Raw genomic sequence first — 16,399 nt, 5'->3', positions numbered from 1 at the left:
TTAGAATAGATACATACTTAAAACAGCGGATGAGGGGGAACGACATGTCACAACAGTCTATTCAAAAAGTTCTTGTTGCAAACAGAGGGGAAATCGCTATCCGCGTATTTCGCGCCTGCACAGAACTGAATATCCGTACGGTAGCGATCTATTCTAAAGAAGACAGCGGATCATACCACAGATACAAAGCCGATGAAGCATACCTGGTCGGCGAAGGGAAAAAGCCGATTGACGCTTATCTTGATATTGAAGGGATCATCGAGATTGCGAAACGCAACCATGTGGATGCCATCCATCCGGGCTACGGCTTCCTGTCAGAAAACATTCAGTTTGCCAAGCGGTGTGAAGAGGAAGGCATCATCTTTATCGGACCGACCTCCAAGCACCTCGATATGTTTGGAGACAAAGTAAAAGCCCGTGAACAAGCTGAAAAAGCAGGAATTCCCGTCATACCGGGGAGCGACGGCCCAGTGGCTGATATCGCGGAGGTCAAACAATTTGCGGAGGAGTTCGGATATCCGTTTATCATCAAAGCGTCGCTTGGCGGCGGCGGCCGCGGCATGCGGATCGTCAGAGATGAATCGGAGCTGGAGGAATCCTATAACAGGGCGAAATCAGAGGCGAAAGCCGCTTTTGGCAATGATGAAGTGTATGTCGAAAAGCTCATCGAAAAGCCGAAGCACATTGAAGTTCAAGTCATCGGGGACAAAGAAGGTAACGTGGTTCACCTTTACGACCGCGACTGCTCTGTGCAAAGGCGTCATCAAAAGGTTATCGAAGTGGCGCCGAGCGTTTCGCTTTCTGAGTCCCTCCGGAAAAACATTTGCGATGCTGCCGTTAAGCTTGCGAAGAATGTTGATTATGTCAATGCCGGTACGGTCGAATTTTTAGTTGCGAACGATGAGTTTTTCTTTATTGAAGTCAACCCGCGTGTTCAGGTGGAGCACACCATTACGGAAATGGTGACGGGTGTCGATATCGTTCAGACGCAAATCCTGATTGCTGCCGGACTCAGTCTTGGCAGCAGCGAAATCAGTATTCCGAACCAGGATGCCATCACGCTGCACGGATATGCGATCCAGTCAAGGGTTACGACTGAAGACCCGTCAAACAATTTCATGCCTGACACAGGCAAAATCATGGCATATCGCTCAGGCGGCGGTTTCGGGGTGAGGCTTGATACAGGAAACAGTTTTCAGGGCGCTGTCATTACGCCTTATTACGACTCGCTGCTTGTTAAGCTTTCAACCTGGGCGCTGACGTTTGAACAGGCGGCGGCCAAAATGGTCCGCAACCTTCAGGAATTCAGGATCAGGGGAATCAAAACGAATATTCCTTTCCTTGAAAACGTGGCGAAACACGAAAAGTTTCTCACAGGGCAGTACGACACGTCTTTTATCGATACAACGCCGGAACTCTTTGTCTTTCCTAAGCAGAAAGACCGCGGAACAAAAATGCTGACGTATATCGGGAACGTAACGGTCAACGGCTTCCCGGGCATCGATAAAAAGAAGAAGCCTGAGTTTGATAAGCCGCAGATCGTCAAAACCGATGTCGATCAGCCGATCGCGAGCGGAACAAAACAGATTCTTGATGAACGCGGAGCTGAAGGGCTCGTCAAATGGGTGAAAGATCAAGAGGAAGTGCTCCTCACTGATACGACGTTCCGCGATGCCCATCAGTCACTGCTTGCGACAAGATTCAGAACGCATGATATGGAAAAAATCGCCAATCCGACAGCTGCACTCTGGCCTGAGCTTTTCAGCCTTGAAATGTGGGGCGGCGCCACTTTTGATGTCGCTTACCGTTTCTTGAAAGAAGACCCTTGGAAAAGGCTTGAGAAGCTGCGGAAGGAAATTCCGAATACGATGTTTCAAATGCTGTTGAGATCTTCGAATGCCGTCGGGTATACAAACTACCCTGACAACCTGATTAAAAAGTTTGTCAGCGAATCGGCTGCGGCCGGAATCGATGTATTCCGCATTTTTGACAGCTTGAACTGGGTTAAAGGGATGACGCTCGCCATTGATGCAGTGCGCGAGTCAGGCAAGCTTGCCGAAGCGGCGATCTGCTATACAGGGGACATTCTCGATCCGAACAGAAGCAAGTATAATCTTGAATATTATACGTCAATGGCAAAAGAGCTTGAAGCTGCGGGGGCGCATATTCTCGGCATTAAAGATATGGCCGGCCTACTGAGACCTCAAGCGGCATACGAACTGGTGTCGGCTTTGAAAGAGACGATCGACATTCCGATCCACTTGCATACACACGACACGAGCGGCAACGGTATTTTTATGTATGCGAAGGCGATAGAAGCAGGCGTCGACATCGTCGACGTAGCGGTCAGCTCGATGGCGGGTCTGACATCACAGCCAAGCGCAAGCTCGCTTTACCATGCGCTTGAAGGAGATAAACGCCGTCCGCAGTTCAATGTCGATGCGGTAGAGTCGTTGTCTCAATATTGGGAGTCTGTCAGAAAATATTACAGCGAGTTTGAGAGCGGCATGATTGCGCCTCATACCGAAATTTACAAGCATGAAATGCCTGGCGGCCAATACAGCAACCTTCAGCAGCAGGCTAAGGGAGTCGGCCTCGGCGACCGCTGGAATGAAGTGAAAGAAATGTACAGCCGGGTCAACCACCTGTTCGGGGACATCGTAAAGGTTACGCCGTCATCTAAAGTCGTAGGGGATATGGCGCTTTACATGGTGCAAAATAACCTGACGGAAGATGATATTTACGAAAGGGGAGAATCTCTCGATTTTCCTGACTCGGTTGTCGAGCTTTTTAAAGGGTATATCGGTCAGCCTCACGGCGGATTCCCTGAGAAATTGCAAAAGCTGATTTTAAAAGGGCAGGAGCCGATTACAGTACGCCCTGGAGAACTGCTTGAACCGGTTTCATTTGACGCTATAAAAGCGGAATTCTTGGAAAAGCATGGTATGGAGCTTTCCGACCAGGATGCTGTTGCATATGCGCTTTATCCGAAAGTGTTTACCGAGTATGTCAAGACAGCGGAACTGTACGGGGATATCTCTGTGCTTGATACACCAACCTTCCTCTACGGCATGACCCTCGGCGAAGAAATCGAGGTCGAGATTGAAAGAGGGAAAACGCTGATCGTCAAACTTGTCTCTATCGGGGAACCGCGTCCGGATGCGACGAGAGTCGTTTATTTTGAACTGAACGGCCAGCCTCGCGAAGTGGTCATTAAAGACGAAAGCATTAAATCGTCCGTTCATCAAAAGGTGAAAGCCGACCGTTCAAACCCGAATCATATCGCGGCATCTATGCCGGGAACGGTAATCAAGCTTCTTGTAAGCAAAGGGGACCAAGTGAAGAAGGGCGATCATTTGATGATCAATGAAGCGATGAAAATGGAAACGACCGTTCAGGCTCCGTTTTCAGGAACTGTTGAAAACATTCACGTTACAAACGGAGAAGCCATTCAAACCGGCGACCTTCTCATTGAACTGAAAAAATAAAAGCACGGCCGCTGACTTTTGTCGGCGGCCTCTTTTTATGAAAAAATCCCCCGCAAAAGGCGGAGGATCAACCGTTTATTTTTATTTTTGCACCTGCCTGCGATAGCGCGCAACAAGCAGCAGGAAGTAGCAAAGGATTCCGAACAGGCAGGAAATAAAGAATGCGTGGGCGAGTGCAAAACCCAAATCCAGTCTGCTGTAGACAACCGCAATTCCTGAGGCAGCCTGAAGGATGATCAGGATCAGGGAAATCATCCAGCCCCAATAAATGCGTTTTTGATTTTTATACTGTCTTGCTGCATGTACCGCTGCCGCGATGATCCAGGCGAACAGAAGAAGCGCCGCAGCTCTGTGTCCCATCTGCACCCATTCGTGAAACTTCCCGGGAAGCCAGCCGTTTTCCGTGCTGCACATCGGAAAGTCAAGGCACGCGAGGCTTGAACTCGTATGCCGGACATATGCGCCTGTATAAACGACGACATATGTGTATATAATGATTCCTATCATATGAAACTGCATGGTTTTTCCTATATAAAACGATTCGGATTTCTGTTTGCTGTCAGCTTCAAACACCAGGAGCGTCAAAAGCAGCACAGAAGCAAAGGAAATAAGCGAGATTCCGAAGTGCAAAGCCATGATCAGGGCCGATGACCCGAAGACGACCGCTGCAGCGCCCAAAAGCGCCTGAAGAATGAGAAAGACGACCGACATCACCGCGAGAAATTTCGTTTCTCTGATATGGCCGATTTTTTTCCATGTCCAAATGGCGAGAGCCAGCACAAGGACGCCGGATGTGCCGCTGACAAACCTGTGGCTCCATTCGATAATCGATTCAAGGGTTAAAGCCGGGAATATGCTTCCGTTGCAAAGCGGCCAAGATCTGCCGCAGCCCATTCCTGAACCCGTCTTTGTGACGAGGGCGCCGCCGATCAGCACGAAAAGCATGGCGATAGTTGTGATAATTCCCAAGCCTTTTAATGCTTTATTCATAAATTCAATTCTCCTTTTTAATGCAAACTGACTAATAAAAAGATATTTACCACCTTCAAGTGTAAGCGAATTGATGTTCTGCTGCAATTCATAATGATTATTGTTCACAAAAATGCAATAGAAGGCGTTCACATTTTTATTGGTTTTGAAGACTTGATAATTGTGGCTTCGTTTGATAGAACTATATTAGAATGACAGTGGTTTTCCGCTCTTGTTCACAACTTTTCCTTCATCTGTAAAGAAAGTCATAAAAAGTTCACAAATATAAACCGGTTTGTCGATTAATATTTAATAGGCTGTTTTTTTCCATCCGGTAATCTTGTATGATAGAGTTGTAGGTTTTTTATGAATATACCGCTTCTCTTGACGTGATGAAGGTTTGAGTAAGGGGGGTTAGTATTATGGCTGAAACAAGAATTACAGCTGATACAGCAATGAATGGACAAATAGAAGAGACGACAGCATGGAAAGATTTCCTTGCCCTTATCAAAGTCGGGATTGTTTACTCGAACCTGATAACAACTTTTACGGGCATGTGGCTCGCTTTTTACTTTTCAAATCTGAGCTTTCTAGGAAACCTTGATATCGTGCTGTTCACTTTAGCGGGGTCCTCGCTTATTATTGCAGGCTCATGCGTCATCAACAACTTTTATGACCGTGATATTGACCAGCTCATGCAGCGGACGAGAACAAGGCCGACGGTGACTGGAAAAATCCAGCCTTCACAGGCATTGTGGTTCGGCATTCTGCTGACTGCGCTCGGTTTTATCATGCTGCTGATGACCAATCTGACAGCTGCCGGAGTAGGATTTGTCGGCGTCTTTACGTACGTGTTTCTATACACGATGTGGTCAAAGCGCCGCTATACCGTTAATACGATCATCGGAAGTGTGTCAGGGGCTGTTCCTCCTTTGATCGGATGGACCGCTGTCCAAGGTTCCATCGGAGTCGAGGCGTGGGTGCTGTTTTTAATTATGTTTATTTGGCAGATTCCCCACTTTCTGGCGCTTGCGATTAAGAAAACGGAGGAATACAGAGCCGCAAATATACCGATGCTGCCTGTTGTACACGGTTTTGAAGTGACGAAAAGGCAGATCATCATTTGGATTGCCTGCTTAATGCCGCTGCCGTTTTTCCTGGGCGGACTCGGACTGCCGATCGTCATTTTGGGGACGGTGCTTAATATCGGCTGGCTCGTTTGCGGTCTGGTCGGTTACAGAAGCAAAAATATCATGAAGTGGGCAACGCTCATGTTTGTATATTCATTAAATTACTTGACCATTTTCTTCGTTGCCATGGTCGTATTTACACTTTTTAAAATTGGATAGAACTCTATAATTCATCACATTGAAGGCTGTCAATTAACACTTCAAGCAGACAACAATCATGTAAAAGCCGCCTTATCGATTTTTTCGATTATGTTTAACAAGGCGGCTTTACGTTCATACATAGATGGTATTTTGAGTAAAAAACCTCATTATTTACGAAATGAGGAAATGTAAGTGCTTTAATTGGAGTGGGGAGTCAGATGAATGAATAGGTGTCCTATAAACGTTTGAACAGTGAAAGTTTCAAAAGGATTGATTGAAAAGGGGTTGGGAAGAAATGTTAAAGAAATGGCGTCTGATGTCGCTGTTCACTATTTTGGCGCTTGTTTTAGCAGGGTGCGGAGAACCGTTTATATCAACGCTGCAGCCGGCGGGCGAGGTGGCTGATCAGCAGTATTTCCTAATGATTCTCAGCACGCTGATCATGGTTGTTGTTGTAGTAGTGGTAAGTTTCATTTTCGTATTTGTCATCGTCAAGTACAGAAGATCTAAGCTCGGTGATGACCACATCCCGAAACAGGTTGAAGGAAACCGCAATTTAGAAATTTTATGGACTGTTATTCCGATTATCCTCCTTCTTATCCTGGTTGTTCCTGTTGTCGCACAGACCTTTGATCTTGCTGATACGAAACCGATGGATAAGAAAAACAGGGATCCGGAGAAGACGCTCGTCGTCAACGTGCGGGCGAACCTTTACTGGTGGGAATTCGAATATCCTGACTACGGCGTGATTACGAGCCAGGAGCTGGTCGTGCCGACCGATGAACGCATTTACTTCAAGCTGAAAGCTTCCGATGTCAAACATTCATTCTGGATTCCTTCTGTCGGGGGCAAGGTTGATACGAACACAGACAATGAAAACAAGTTCTACTTAACGATTGATTCAAAACGGGCGGAAAAAGCCGGAGACTATTTCTACGGGAAATGCGCCGAGCTCTGCGGACCTTCCCACGCTTTAATGGACTTTAAAGTTAAAGCGGTTTCGAAGGATGAGTTCAAGAAATGGATGAGCGATATGGAAAACAATAAAGCGGGGGCGAAAACCGATCTCGCTGTTGAAGGAGAAAAAGTGTTCAAAGAGAAAAACTGCCTGAGCTGTCATGCGACCGATTCAAAAGACCAAAGGGCGGAAGCGGCCAGAACGGCTCCGAACCTCGCGACTTTTGGAGACAGGTCGACGATCGCCGGCGTGAAGGAATTCAACGATGAAAACTTGAAAGCGTGGCTCAAGGATCCTGAAAGCATAAAACCGGGCAACAAAATGACCGGCACATACCCTGATTTGAGCGACAAGGAACTTGATGCACTGACTGAATATTTAAAGGGGTTAAAAACCGAAGACTAACGCTTCAAAGGGAGAATGAGGGAGGTTACATTGTGAGTACGCTTAAGAAAAAGCAAGGTTTTGGGGCTGTATTATGGGACTATTTAACGACTGTCGATCATAAAAAGATTGCCATCCTTTATTTGCTGGGCGGCGGGTTCTTCTTTGTGCTCGGCGGAATCGAAGCGATGCTGATCAGGGTTCAGCTGATGATACCGAACAATGACATCATGAGCGGCGGGGTCTACAATGAAATCATGACGATGCACGGCACAACGATGATTTTCCTGGCGGCGATGCCGCTGTTGTTCGCATTGATGAACGCCGTCGTTCCGCTGCAGATAGGCGCGCGGGATGTCGCGTTTCCATTCTTGAACTCGCTCGGCTTCTGGCTGTTTCTTTTCGGCGGCATCTTTCTGAATTTAAGCTGGTTTTTGGGAGGGGCACCCGATGCCGGCTGGACGTCTTATGCGTCGCTTTCCCTTCATTCCGAAGGGCACGGGATCGATTTCTATGTTCTCGGTCTGCAAATTGCCGGGATCGGTACGCTGATTGCCGGGATTAACTTTCTCGCGACGATTATCAACATGAGGGCGCCGGGCATGACATACATGAGGCTGCCGCTTTTCACATGGACGACATTCGTCGCTTCGGCTTTGATTTTGTTCGCGTTTCCGCCGCTGACCGTAGGCATTGCGCTCTTGATGCTGGACCGGTTGTTCGGAACGAGCTTTTTCAATCCGGAATTAGGCGGAAATACGATCATTTGGGAGCATCTGTTCTGGATTTTCGGACACCCTGAAGTTTATATTCTCGTACTCCCGGCGTTCGGCATTTTTTCGGAAATCATTCCGGTTTTTGCGAGAAAAAGGCTGTTCGGCTATTCTTCAATGGTATTTGCAACCGTATTGATCGGCTTTTTAGGCTTCATGGTTTGGGCTCACCATATGTTTACAACGGGACTCGGGCCTGTGGCAAACGCCATTTTTGCGGTGGCGACGATGGCCATTGCCGTCCCGACTGGTATTAAAATCTTCAACTGGCTGCTCACGGCGTGGGGCGGGAGCATCAAGTTTACAACGCCGATGCTTTACGCGATATCCTTTATCCCGACGTTTGTTATGGGCGGGGTGACAGGCGTCATGCTTGCTGCCGCACCGGCTGACTATCAGTTCCATGACACGTACTTTGTCGTGGCCCACTTCCATTACGTCATCATTGGCGGAGTGGTGTTCGCCATCCTCGCCGGAGCTCATTACTGGTGGCCGAAAATGTTCGGGAAAATGCTGAGCGAAGCGTTGGGCAAAATAACGTTTGTACTCTTTTTCATCGGGTTCCACCTGACGTTCTTCATCCAGCATTGGCTCGGATTGTGGGGAATGCCGAGACGCGTGTTCACATACTTGCCGAATCAGGGATTTGACATGGCGAACCTGATCAGTTCAATCGGAGCTGTGTTTATGGCGGCTGCGGTCATCATACTCGTGATCAATATTATCGTGACGACTGCCAAAGGGGAAAAAGTCGGCAGCGATCCTTGGCATGACGGAAGAACGCTTGAGTGGGCCGTTTCTTCGCCGCCTCCTGAATACAACTTCAAACAGCTGCCTTTGGTCAGAGGCCTTGATGCTTTATGGATCGAAAAAAGAGCCGGCAAGCAGTCAATGACCGCCGCGGAGCCGCTTCAGGACATCCATATGCCAAACGGATCGATTCTTCCGTTCATCATGTCACTCGGGCTGTTTATATCCGCCTTCGGCTTTATGTACCGGACGGAATTTGCCTGGGGGCTGCCTGTCATTCTGATCGGGTTAGGGATCACATTATTTATGATGCTTCTCCGGTCTGTAATTGATGACCACGGGTACCATATTCATAAAGAAGATCTGATGGATGATGACGACAAAGGGGTGAAGGCATAATGCATACAGAAGAGAAATTGACGGCTGAAACCTTCCCGGCTTCTCCTGAAAAAGCTACGTTAGAAGGAAAAAATAAATTTATCGGCTTTTGGCTATTTCTCGGGGGAGAGACGGTTCTTTTCGCGTCTCTCTTCGCAACATACCTTGCGCTGAAGAATTCGAATGCAGGGGGGCCGAAAACGACCGAGATGTTCGACATGGGGCTGGTCTTTCTTGCGACAATGCTCCTTTTGACGAGCAGTTTGACGAGCGTGTATGCGATGTATCATATGAAAAACTTCGCTTTTAAAAAGATGCAGGTTTGGCTCGGAATCACCGTTCTGCTCGGTGCAGGCTTTCTGGCGCTTGAAATATATGAGTTCACGCATTACATTCACGAATATGGGTTCACCATTCAAAGCTCGGCTCTCGGCTCCGCTTTTTATACGCTTGTCGGCACACACGGAGCACACGTTACCTTCGGGCTTCTCTGGATTCTTTCTTTGATGATCAGAAATGCGGGCCGCGGATTAAGCCTTTACAACGCGCCGAAGTTTTTTGTCGCAAGCCTCTACTGGCATTTTATCGACGTTGTCTGGGTGTTTATCTTTACCGTTGTATACTTGATGGGGATGGTGGGATAAAAATGGTGAATAACGAAAACAGAGGGAATCCCAAAACAGATCTTGCCTACCGCAAAAAGAAAAACGCGGAGGACATGAGATATCAGGTTATTTCATTCGGTTTGATGATCGGCCTGACGATTGTCGCTTTTTTAACGGTCGCCTCAGATGCCGGCGTATGGTTTACGGTGCCGTTTATTCTGCTGCTCGCCGTCATTCAGGTTGCGTTTCAGCTGTATTACTTTATGCATATGAGTCAGCGGGGGCATGAAGCGCCGACTTTGTTCCTTTATTCGGGCGTTTTGGTCGCTTTTGTTACCGTGTTGGCTTTTGTAACGCTAATCTGGTGGTAATCGAACCGACATACAGAAAGGAGGATGCTCATGTTGGGCAGCCTTGAAATATTCGGTTTTCGCGCCCTTTGGAGCCCCTATTTCCTAGGGGCTGTCGTTTTCATAACCGCCCTTTACTTTTTTCTGATGAAACGCTTAGGATCAGAAGGAGAGCGGGCGTCCAGGAAAGAAATCGGTTTATTCCTGACGGCGATGATTCTTTTATACGCGTCTAAGGGCAGTCCGGTTGATTTGCTGGGACATATTATGTTCAGCGCGCATATGGCGCAAATGGCGGTTCTGTATTTGATCGTGCCGCCTCTGATCATCCTTGGCATACCGCCTTGGTTTTGGAAAAAGGTCATTTTTCTGCCGATCGTCAAGCCGCTGTTCCGGTTTTTTTCCAAACCATTGATCGCGATAATCGTGTTTAACGGTCTATTTTCGATGTATCACATTCCATTGGTGTTTGATTTTATAAAGACGGATGCCGTTTATCATGCCGCCATTACCGTGCTGATCTTTATTGCAGCGTTTTTCATGTGGTGGCCGCTCGTTCACAAGGTCGAGGAGCTTCCGCAGATGAGCGGACTTTTGAAACTCGGCTACATTATGGCTGACGGCATTTTGCTGACACCGGCGTGCGCGTTAATCATGTTCAGCGATACGGCTCTGTATTCGACATATTCGGATCCGTCAGCATGGGCGGAGGCAATGAAGCTGTGCGTTCCTCTCGATACGCTGAGCGGAATGACGCTTACAGGTCCGGAAATGTTCAGCAGCATGCCTGTTCTCGAAGATCAGCAGCTTGGCGCGATTGTCATGAAAATCCTACAGGAAATCGTGTACGGGACATTTTTGGCGATTATCTTTTTCGGCTGGGCGAGGAAGGAAAGAGCCAAAGACGAAAAGGACCTGGAAGAAGAATCATATTCTCCGTCTACGGTTCATTAAGGTCAAAAAAGGGTACAGCCTCACCGAGGGGCTGCACCCTTTTTTATGTACGCCTGCTACACTTCAAGTGCTGAAACCTTTTCTTTGATCGAATTCAGCACCGTCTTGCTTGTTTTGAGGAGCTGCGGCGGAAAATGTTCGTCTTCGCCGTATTCCACTCCATGCGGATAATAATATTTGCCCAAAAGCGGCGTCATCAGTTTGATTACCGCGCGCCGGGCGCCCACGTCACCTTCGATGGCATATCCGAACACGCGAAGGTAGAATCTTCCTTCGACCATATCGAATTTGCGGTCATATGTGACGCGTTCATAATCCCATTGTCCAGCTCTTACGAACCCTTCGTTTTCCATGATGTCGTCTAACCGGTTAAGGTCGGCAGTCAATCCTTCAATTCCGGATTCTTCAAATTTCATCCCGTAAAACCCCCTTAAAAAAATTACCTTTACTGACAATCATAGTATGAAAGCGTTAAACTTTCAATCCTGCCTGAGCCGATATATAAATATTTTTGTGGACAGTATGAATCGCGCGCGGCTTGACGACAATATGAACAAACGAACGACAAGAGGAGGTCTTCTGATTGACACGTGTGAAAGATATCATGACAAAGGAAACATTATATTGTACGGTTCTTGATAATGTATACGAGGCTGCCGTGAAAATGAAAGACGGGGATGTGGGAGCGATTCCGGTTGTGCTTGATGACGGCTTGGAACTGGTTGGGATCGTCACTGACCGGGATTTAGTGCTGCGGGGAATCGCAGCTAAAAAACCGAATTCGCAAAAAATTACAAATGTCATGACGACTGATCTCATTACGGTAAGTGAAGACGATTCAATTGAAAAAGCGGTCGATCTCATGGGAGATTATCAGATCAGAAGGGTCCCGGTTACACGGGGAAAAACGCTTGCCGGCATCATTACGCTCGGCGATGTTTCAACTCACAATAAATCGAACCGCCAGGCTGGCGACGCGCTGACATTTATATCTGAAAACGAAGAGCGGCCTGGAGATTTTCTTCATTAAAACATATTTTGTCTCACATCTTAATAGGCTGTATTAACATTGAAAATTCATGTCAGTTCTGTTTAAATGACACTAAAGGCAAGTTTTTGATGCGTGCGCAGCTTAATGGATAGATTGATCCGTCAGTCGGAGGTGAAAGTTTGAAAAATATATTAAGAGCGGTCGTGATCCTTCTCATCGTTGCGGCTTCATACACGCTGTTTATTCAATACGGCTCAACGCCTGAGAAAATTGCGAAGGAAGACAAGCCGCAAGTCTCAAACGAAGATGCAAAAAAAGAGAAGCCCTTGAACATTCCCGATTCCGGCCTGCTTTCCTTTATCGGGGAATCGGCCGAGACGATCGAAAAGAAACTGGGGAAACCGGACAGAGTCGATCCTTCAGCGTATGATTATGAATGGTGGGTCTATAACCAAGGGAAAAAACAGTACGTTCAAATCGGCTTGCTGGGCGGCAAGGCTGTGACATTGTTTGCGACAGGCGACGGGGTGAACACCGCTCCGTTTAAAATCGGACGGCCGTCAAGGGAAGTTTTCAAAACGACCCAGATCGCCCCGTATGTCAATGTTCAATATAAAGGCAGTTCATACCGTTTTGAGTTTTCCGAGGAAGATATGAATACAAGGCCGACGGTTAAAGTCGGAGACATCTATGTTCAGCTGTACATGGATAAATTCGAGGGGACGCTTTCAAGCATCAGGGCATTTGATGCGCCGACTTTAATCAAGCAAAGGCCGTATGAAGTTGTCTACAGAGGCACCCTGATCGAGCCTAAAGCATTGACAGAATCGGATTGGAAGAAAATCGAGAAAGCAAATGAGAAGCAGATTTTTGATATAACAAACGTTATCCGCGCAAGGCACGGCCTGTCTGAGCTCACTTGGGATGAAGGCGTATCAAAAGTGGCTTACGGCCACAGCAGCGACATGAAAGAGCACCATTACTTCTCCCATGTGTCAGAAACGGAAGGCACCCTCAAAGACAGGCTTGAAAAAGGAAAAGTCAATTTTGAGCAGGCGGGGGAAAATATCGCGCTCAACTATGTCGACGGGCCTGCGGCGGTTGAAGGCTGGTTAAACAGCGAAGGACACAGAAAAGCGCTGTTAAATGCCGACTATACTCATCTCGGAGTCGGGGTGGACGAGAAATATTATACGCAGAACTTTATTAAAGAATGGCACTAGAGCCCGGGATCATACCCGGGTTTTTAGTTTTTAGAGAAAACCATGAAACTTTTAATGTTTGGTCGGCTGCTCACTCTTTCGCACTGGTTCCTATAAAAAGAGGAATTTTAGGCGAACACATTTTGCCGGGGCGGATTACACTATAGCAGGCATATGTTTTCGGAGGGGGTGTAGACGTTGGCAAATCAAAACGCGCAATCATCCATCAATGAATTTAAGCAATTTATAAAACGGCATCCTAAGTTGATTTCCGAAGTCCGGAAACAAGAAAAAAGCTGGCAGGAAGTCTATGAAAACTGGGTTTTGCTCGGGGAAGACGATTCGATATGGGATCCGTACAGGGAAGAAGCTTCAGCGGAAAAGGAGCCGGACGCTGGCGGCAAAAACGATTTCATTTCGAAAATGGTGACGGCCGTTCGAAAGATGGATGCCAATCAAATGAATGAGCAGATCAATAAAATGAGCCAGTCTATTTCTTCGCTGCAAAGCTTGCTCAGCCAGTTTTCGGGCGGAAGCCAAAAACAGCAGAAACAAAGCGGCGGCGAGCATCCGTTTTCTTTCCGAAAAGATTAGGGAAGGAGAAAGACATGCGTAAAGAAGTGCAGGAGTATGTGTTCGCCGACGAAGAGCGCCGCCGGTTCATCCGTGAGCAGCCGGTCTGGTACCGCAAGCTTTCGCGGAATCCGAATGATCTGTCAGCCTTTCATCTCGATATGATGAATTTTTATGAAAAAACGATTCCTCACAGGGTCAACCAGTTATCGGGCAGCATTCAGATGGCCCAGATGATGCTGCAAATGTTTCATGCGATGCGCACTCAGGATTAATTTAAGCCTGAGTCTTTTTTTGTGATGATAAATCGCGCCATTCTGGTAAAGCTAGGTGTGAAGGAGTTGATCTGTGATGAAGAAGTGCTGGCTTGTAATCTTTCTGTGCCTCTTGCTGGCCGGCTGCGCCACCCATAAACCAAAGCCCAAAGGCTTATCTGATTGGCGCGATTCCGCTTGTGAAAGCGAAGTTTTTGGAAAATTATAGTTCGGAGGCGGCATAGACATTTTTGAAAACGGCTGTTTTGTGATACACTATAGCTGGAGGTGCATGTCTATGTTTGCCACAATGGAATCGTTGCGGCTTCAAAATGAAGCATATGATTTGGCCAACATGATTCTTCAATCAGAGGCGGCTGAACATTACAGAAAATGCTACAAGCGTCTCCGCGAAGATGAAGAGGCCGGACGTATTATCGCTTCGTTTACGAAAATAAAAGAACAGTACGAGGATGTGCAGCGCTTTGGCAAGTATCATCCTGATTATAAAGAGATATCCAAGAAAATGAGGGAAATCAAACGGGAGCTTGACCTTCACGATACAGTAGCCGAATTTAAAAAGGCGGAAACCGAGCTGCAATCCATTCTTGATGAAGTCAGCGTGGAAATCGGTCATGCTGTGTCAAAACATATCAAAGTACCGACTGGAAACCCTTATTTTGATAATCTTTCATCTTGCGGCGGCGGCTGCGGGTCAGGCGGAAGCTGCGGCTGTAAAGTTTCCTGATGAGGCTCGGTCGCCCCGAGTCTCGTTTTTTTATAGAACTTCATGCACAGAGCGACAGGCAGGTGAACAATTTGGAAATCAGGCGTCAAGGTTTAATCGTTTGGCTGCACTCCTTGAAGCAGGCGAAAATGCTCAGGAAATTCGGAAATGTTCATTACGTTTCAAAGCGGCTGAAATATGTAGTGGTGTATTGCAATATGGAAGATGCCGAAAGAATCATCGCAAAAATACGTTCGTACTCTTTTGTCAAACAGGTGGATCTTTCATACAAACCGTTTTTGAAAATGGAGTTTGAATCCAAGCAGGATAAAGCGAAAGAATACGACTATAAAGCCGGGCTCTAACTTGGTTTATGTTAAAAAAATCCCCGCAGAAGTACCTCTGCGGGGTCCTTCTATTCCTTAAAAAATTAAGGAGAAGGCAAAGGGAGAGGAGAAACCGGAGGAAGAACTTATGGGGAAACGTAAGTCTTCTCCGCGGTTGGCAACAACATCAATCGATGCTGTTGCTATTATTATCACCACCGAGCCTTTTTGCTATACATATGAATTTGCACTTTGGGTGTTTGTGCCAGAAAACACTTTATGATAAGATAGGAATGATTTTTTTCGAGTTTTAAGAAAAAGTGGTGGAAGTATGAGAGTGATTTCTGGGACGTATAAGGGACGTGCCTTAAAGGCGGTTCCCGGCACGTCGACAAGGCCGACGACCGATAAAGTAAAGGAATCCATCTTTAATATGGTCGGCCCGTATTTTGAAGGCGGCACCGGCCTTGATCTGTACGCGGGAAGCGGCGGATTGGGCATTGAAGCGCTGTCGCGGGGATTTGACCGCTTCATTTTTGTCGACCGGGATTTTAAAGCGATTCAAACCGTGAAAGGAAATTTGAAAACGCTGGGCTTAGAAAAGTGCGCCGAAGTGTACAGAAATGACGCAGAACGGGCTCTGCATGCACTGGTGAAAAGGGGCGCAAGCTTTGATGCCGTCTTTTTGGACCCGCCATATCGAGAGCAAAAGCTGGAAGCGCTTTTATCGATCATTGATGAAGCGGATATGCTGACTGAAAGAGGGTTTATTGTGGCTGAGCATGCGAAGGAAGTCATGCTGCCGGATGCGGCGGGCGGACTTCAGCTTGCCCGGCAGGAAATATACGGCTTAACAGGCGTGACCATATACAGAAAGAGAGGGAATGGGGATGGCTAGCATTGCCGTTTGTCCCGGAAGTTTTGATCCGGTGACTTTTGGACATTTGGATATCATCAGGCGCGGGGCGAAAGTGTTTGATAAAGTTTATGTATGCGTTTTGAACAATTCTTCGAAGAAGCCGCTGTTTACAGTGGAAGAACGCTGTGGGCTGCTTCGCGAAGTGACGCAGGATATCCCGAATGTGCAAGTGGAATCTTTTCAGGGGCTTTTGATTGATTATGCAAAGAGCAAGCAGGCAAACGTCATCCTGCGGGGGCTTAGAGCGGTATCTGACTTTGAATACGAGATGCAGGGAACCTCGATGAACAAAGTGCTCGATGAAAATATTGAAACGTTTTTTATGATGACGAATAACCAATACTCGTTCCTCAGTTCAAGCATTGTCAAAGAAGTGGCAAAATATAAAGGTTCAGTCGCAGAACTCGTGCCGGAAGCGGTCGAGGCTGCACTTGAAAAAAAGTTTGCAAAAAATGAGCGGCCGTAAC

18 protein-coding genes are annotated in these 16,399 nt (G+C 47.2%); 16 read left to right on the top strand and 2 right to left on the bottom strand.

The features are described from left to right. The first annotated feature begins 44 nt into the window (after window positions 1–44). The gene (pyc, locus tag ACVC9U_RS11010; protein WP_441390854.1) at window positions 45–3,488 is read left to right on the top strand and encodes a pyruvate carboxylase; all 3,444 of its coding nucleotides are present in this window, start codon (window positions 45–47) and stop codon (window positions 3,486–3,488) included. Between the two features lie 81 nt (window positions 3,489–3,569). Here pyc and ACVC9U_RS11005 read toward each other — a convergent pair whose 3' ends face one another. Continuing rightward, complete coding sequence (locus tag ACVC9U_RS11005; RefSeq protein WP_003181473.1) at window positions 3,570–4,478, bottom strand: COX15/CtaA family protein; 909 nt, start codon at window positions 4,476–4,478, stop codon at window positions 3,570–3,572. 401 nt (window positions 4,479–4,879) lie between these two features. Between ACVC9U_RS11005 and cyoE the strand changes: the two genes are divergently transcribed. The 6 genes from cyoE (at window position 4,880) to ctaG (ending at window position 10,940) form a co-directional block, all read left to right on the top strand. After that, window positions 4,880–5,806 carry a heme o synthase gene (cyoE, locus tag ACVC9U_RS11000; protein WP_009328563.1) on the top strand — a complete coding sequence of 309 codons (927 nt, stop codon included), beginning with the start codon at window positions 4,880–4,882 and terminating at the stop codon, window positions 5,804–5,806. A gap of 277 nt (window positions 5,807–6,083) precedes the next feature. Beyond that, window positions 6,084–7,151 carry a cytochrome c oxidase subunit II gene (coxB, locus tag ACVC9U_RS10995; protein WP_441390851.1) on the top strand — a complete coding sequence of 356 codons (1,068 nt, stop codon included), beginning with the start codon at window positions 6,084–6,086 and terminating at the stop codon, window positions 7,149–7,151. A gap of 32 nt (window positions 7,152–7,183) precedes the next feature. Continuing rightward, the gene (gene ctaD, locus ACVC9U_RS10990; RefSeq protein ID WP_009328562.1) at window positions 7,184–9,052 is read left to right on the top strand and encodes a cytochrome c oxidase subunit I; all 1,869 of its coding nucleotides are present in this window, start codon (window positions 7,184–7,186) and stop codon (window positions 9,050–9,052) included. After that, window positions 9,052–9,675 carry a cytochrome c oxidase subunit III gene (gene ctaE, locus ACVC9U_RS10985; RefSeq protein ID WP_003181484.1) on the top strand — a complete coding sequence of 208 codons (624 nt, stop codon included), beginning with the start codon at window positions 9,052–9,054 and terminating at the stop codon, window positions 9,673–9,675. Before ctaD ends, ctaE begins: the two co-directional genes overlap by 1 nt. Window positions 9,676–9,677: 2 nt before the next feature. Then, a complete protein-coding gene (gene ctaF / locus ACVC9U_RS10980) occupies window positions 9,678–10,007 on the top strand; it encodes a cytochrome c oxidase subunit IVB (protein ID WP_003181487.1) in 330 nt (109 codons plus the stop codon). Between the two features lie 33 nt (window positions 10,008–10,040). Further along, entirely contained in the window at window positions 10,041–10,940 is a 900-nt protein-coding gene (gene ctaG, locus ACVC9U_RS10975) for a cytochrome c oxidase assembly factor CtaG (RefSeq protein ID WP_011197954.1), read from the top strand. Between the two features lie 56 nt (window positions 10,941–10,996). Here the strand turns inward: ctaG and ACVC9U_RS10970 are convergent, their stop codons facing one another. After that, window positions 10,997–11,356 (bottom strand): YugN family protein, encoded by a 360-nt coding sequence (locus tag ACVC9U_RS10970; RefSeq protein ID WP_003181492.1) that lies wholly within the window; start codon window positions 11,354–11,356, stop codon window positions 10,997–10,999. A 167-nt stretch (window positions 11,357–11,523) separates the two neighbouring features. On the opposite strand from ACVC9U_RS10970, the gene ACVC9U_RS10965 reads away from it, so the two are divergent. From ACVC9U_RS10965 to coaD, 9 genes are all read left to right on the top strand, one after another. Continuing rightward, window positions 11,524–11,970: a CBS domain-containing protein gene (locus ACVC9U_RS10965; RefSeq protein ID WP_003181494.1), complete on the top strand. Its 447-nt coding sequence runs from the start codon at window positions 11,524–11,526 to the stop codon at window positions 11,968–11,970. A gap of 140 nt (window positions 11,971–12,110) precedes the next feature. Then, on the top strand, window positions 12,111–13,154 hold the full coding sequence (locus ACVC9U_RS10960; protein ID WP_441390847.1) for a CAP domain-containing protein: 1,044 nt from the start codon (window positions 12,111–12,113) through the stop codon (window positions 13,152–13,154). 177 nt (window positions 13,155–13,331) lie between these two features. Continuing rightward, window positions 13,332–13,727 carry a YlbD family protein gene (locus ACVC9U_RS10955; RefSeq protein ID WP_003181499.1) on the top strand — a complete coding sequence of 132 codons (396 nt, stop codon included), beginning with the start codon at window positions 13,332–13,334 and terminating at the stop codon, window positions 13,725–13,727. Between the two features lie 14 nt (window positions 13,728–13,741). Next, window positions 13,742–13,981: a YlbE-like family protein gene (locus ACVC9U_RS10950; protein ID WP_003181501.1), complete on the top strand. Its 240-nt coding sequence runs from the start codon at window positions 13,742–13,744 to the stop codon at window positions 13,979–13,981. Between the two features lie 277 nt (window positions 13,982–14,258). Continuing rightward, window positions 14,259–14,708, top strand: coding sequence for a regulatory iron-sulfur-containing complex subunit RicF (gene ricF, locus ACVC9U_RS10945; protein WP_003181503.1), 450 nt, complete (start codon window positions 14,259–14,261; stop codon window positions 14,706–14,708). Window positions 14,709–14,779: 71 nt separating this feature from the next. Continuing rightward, window positions 14,780–15,052 carry a YlbG family protein gene (locus tag ACVC9U_RS10940; protein WP_009328559.1) on the top strand — a complete coding sequence of 91 codons (273 nt, stop codon included), beginning with the start codon at window positions 14,780–14,782 and terminating at the stop codon, window positions 15,050–15,052. 109 nt (window positions 15,053–15,161) lie between these two features. Continuing rightward, window positions 15,162–15,296: a hypothetical protein gene (locus ACVC9U_RS10935; protein ID WP_254926361.1), complete on the top strand. Its 135-nt coding sequence runs from the start codon at window positions 15,162–15,164 to the stop codon at window positions 15,294–15,296. Window positions 15,297–15,344: 48 nt separating this feature from the next. Then, window positions 15,345–15,911 (top strand): 16S rRNA (guanine(966)-N(2))-methyltransferase RsmD, encoded by a 567-nt coding sequence (gene rsmD / locus ACVC9U_RS10930; RefSeq protein ID WP_003181507.1) that lies wholly within the window; start codon window positions 15,345–15,347, stop codon window positions 15,909–15,911. Further along, entirely contained in the window at window positions 15,904–16,398 is a 495-nt protein-coding gene (coaD, locus tag ACVC9U_RS10925; protein WP_003181508.1) for a pantetheine-phosphate adenylyltransferase, read from the top strand. The genes rsmD and coaD overlap by 8 nt, the downstream gene beginning before the upstream one ends. Window position 16,399 lies beyond the last annotated feature (1 nt).

It is taken from the genome of Bacillus sp. GM2 (assembly GCF_056155945.1).
This window is presented reverse-complemented; position numbering and strand designations above follow the sequence as displayed.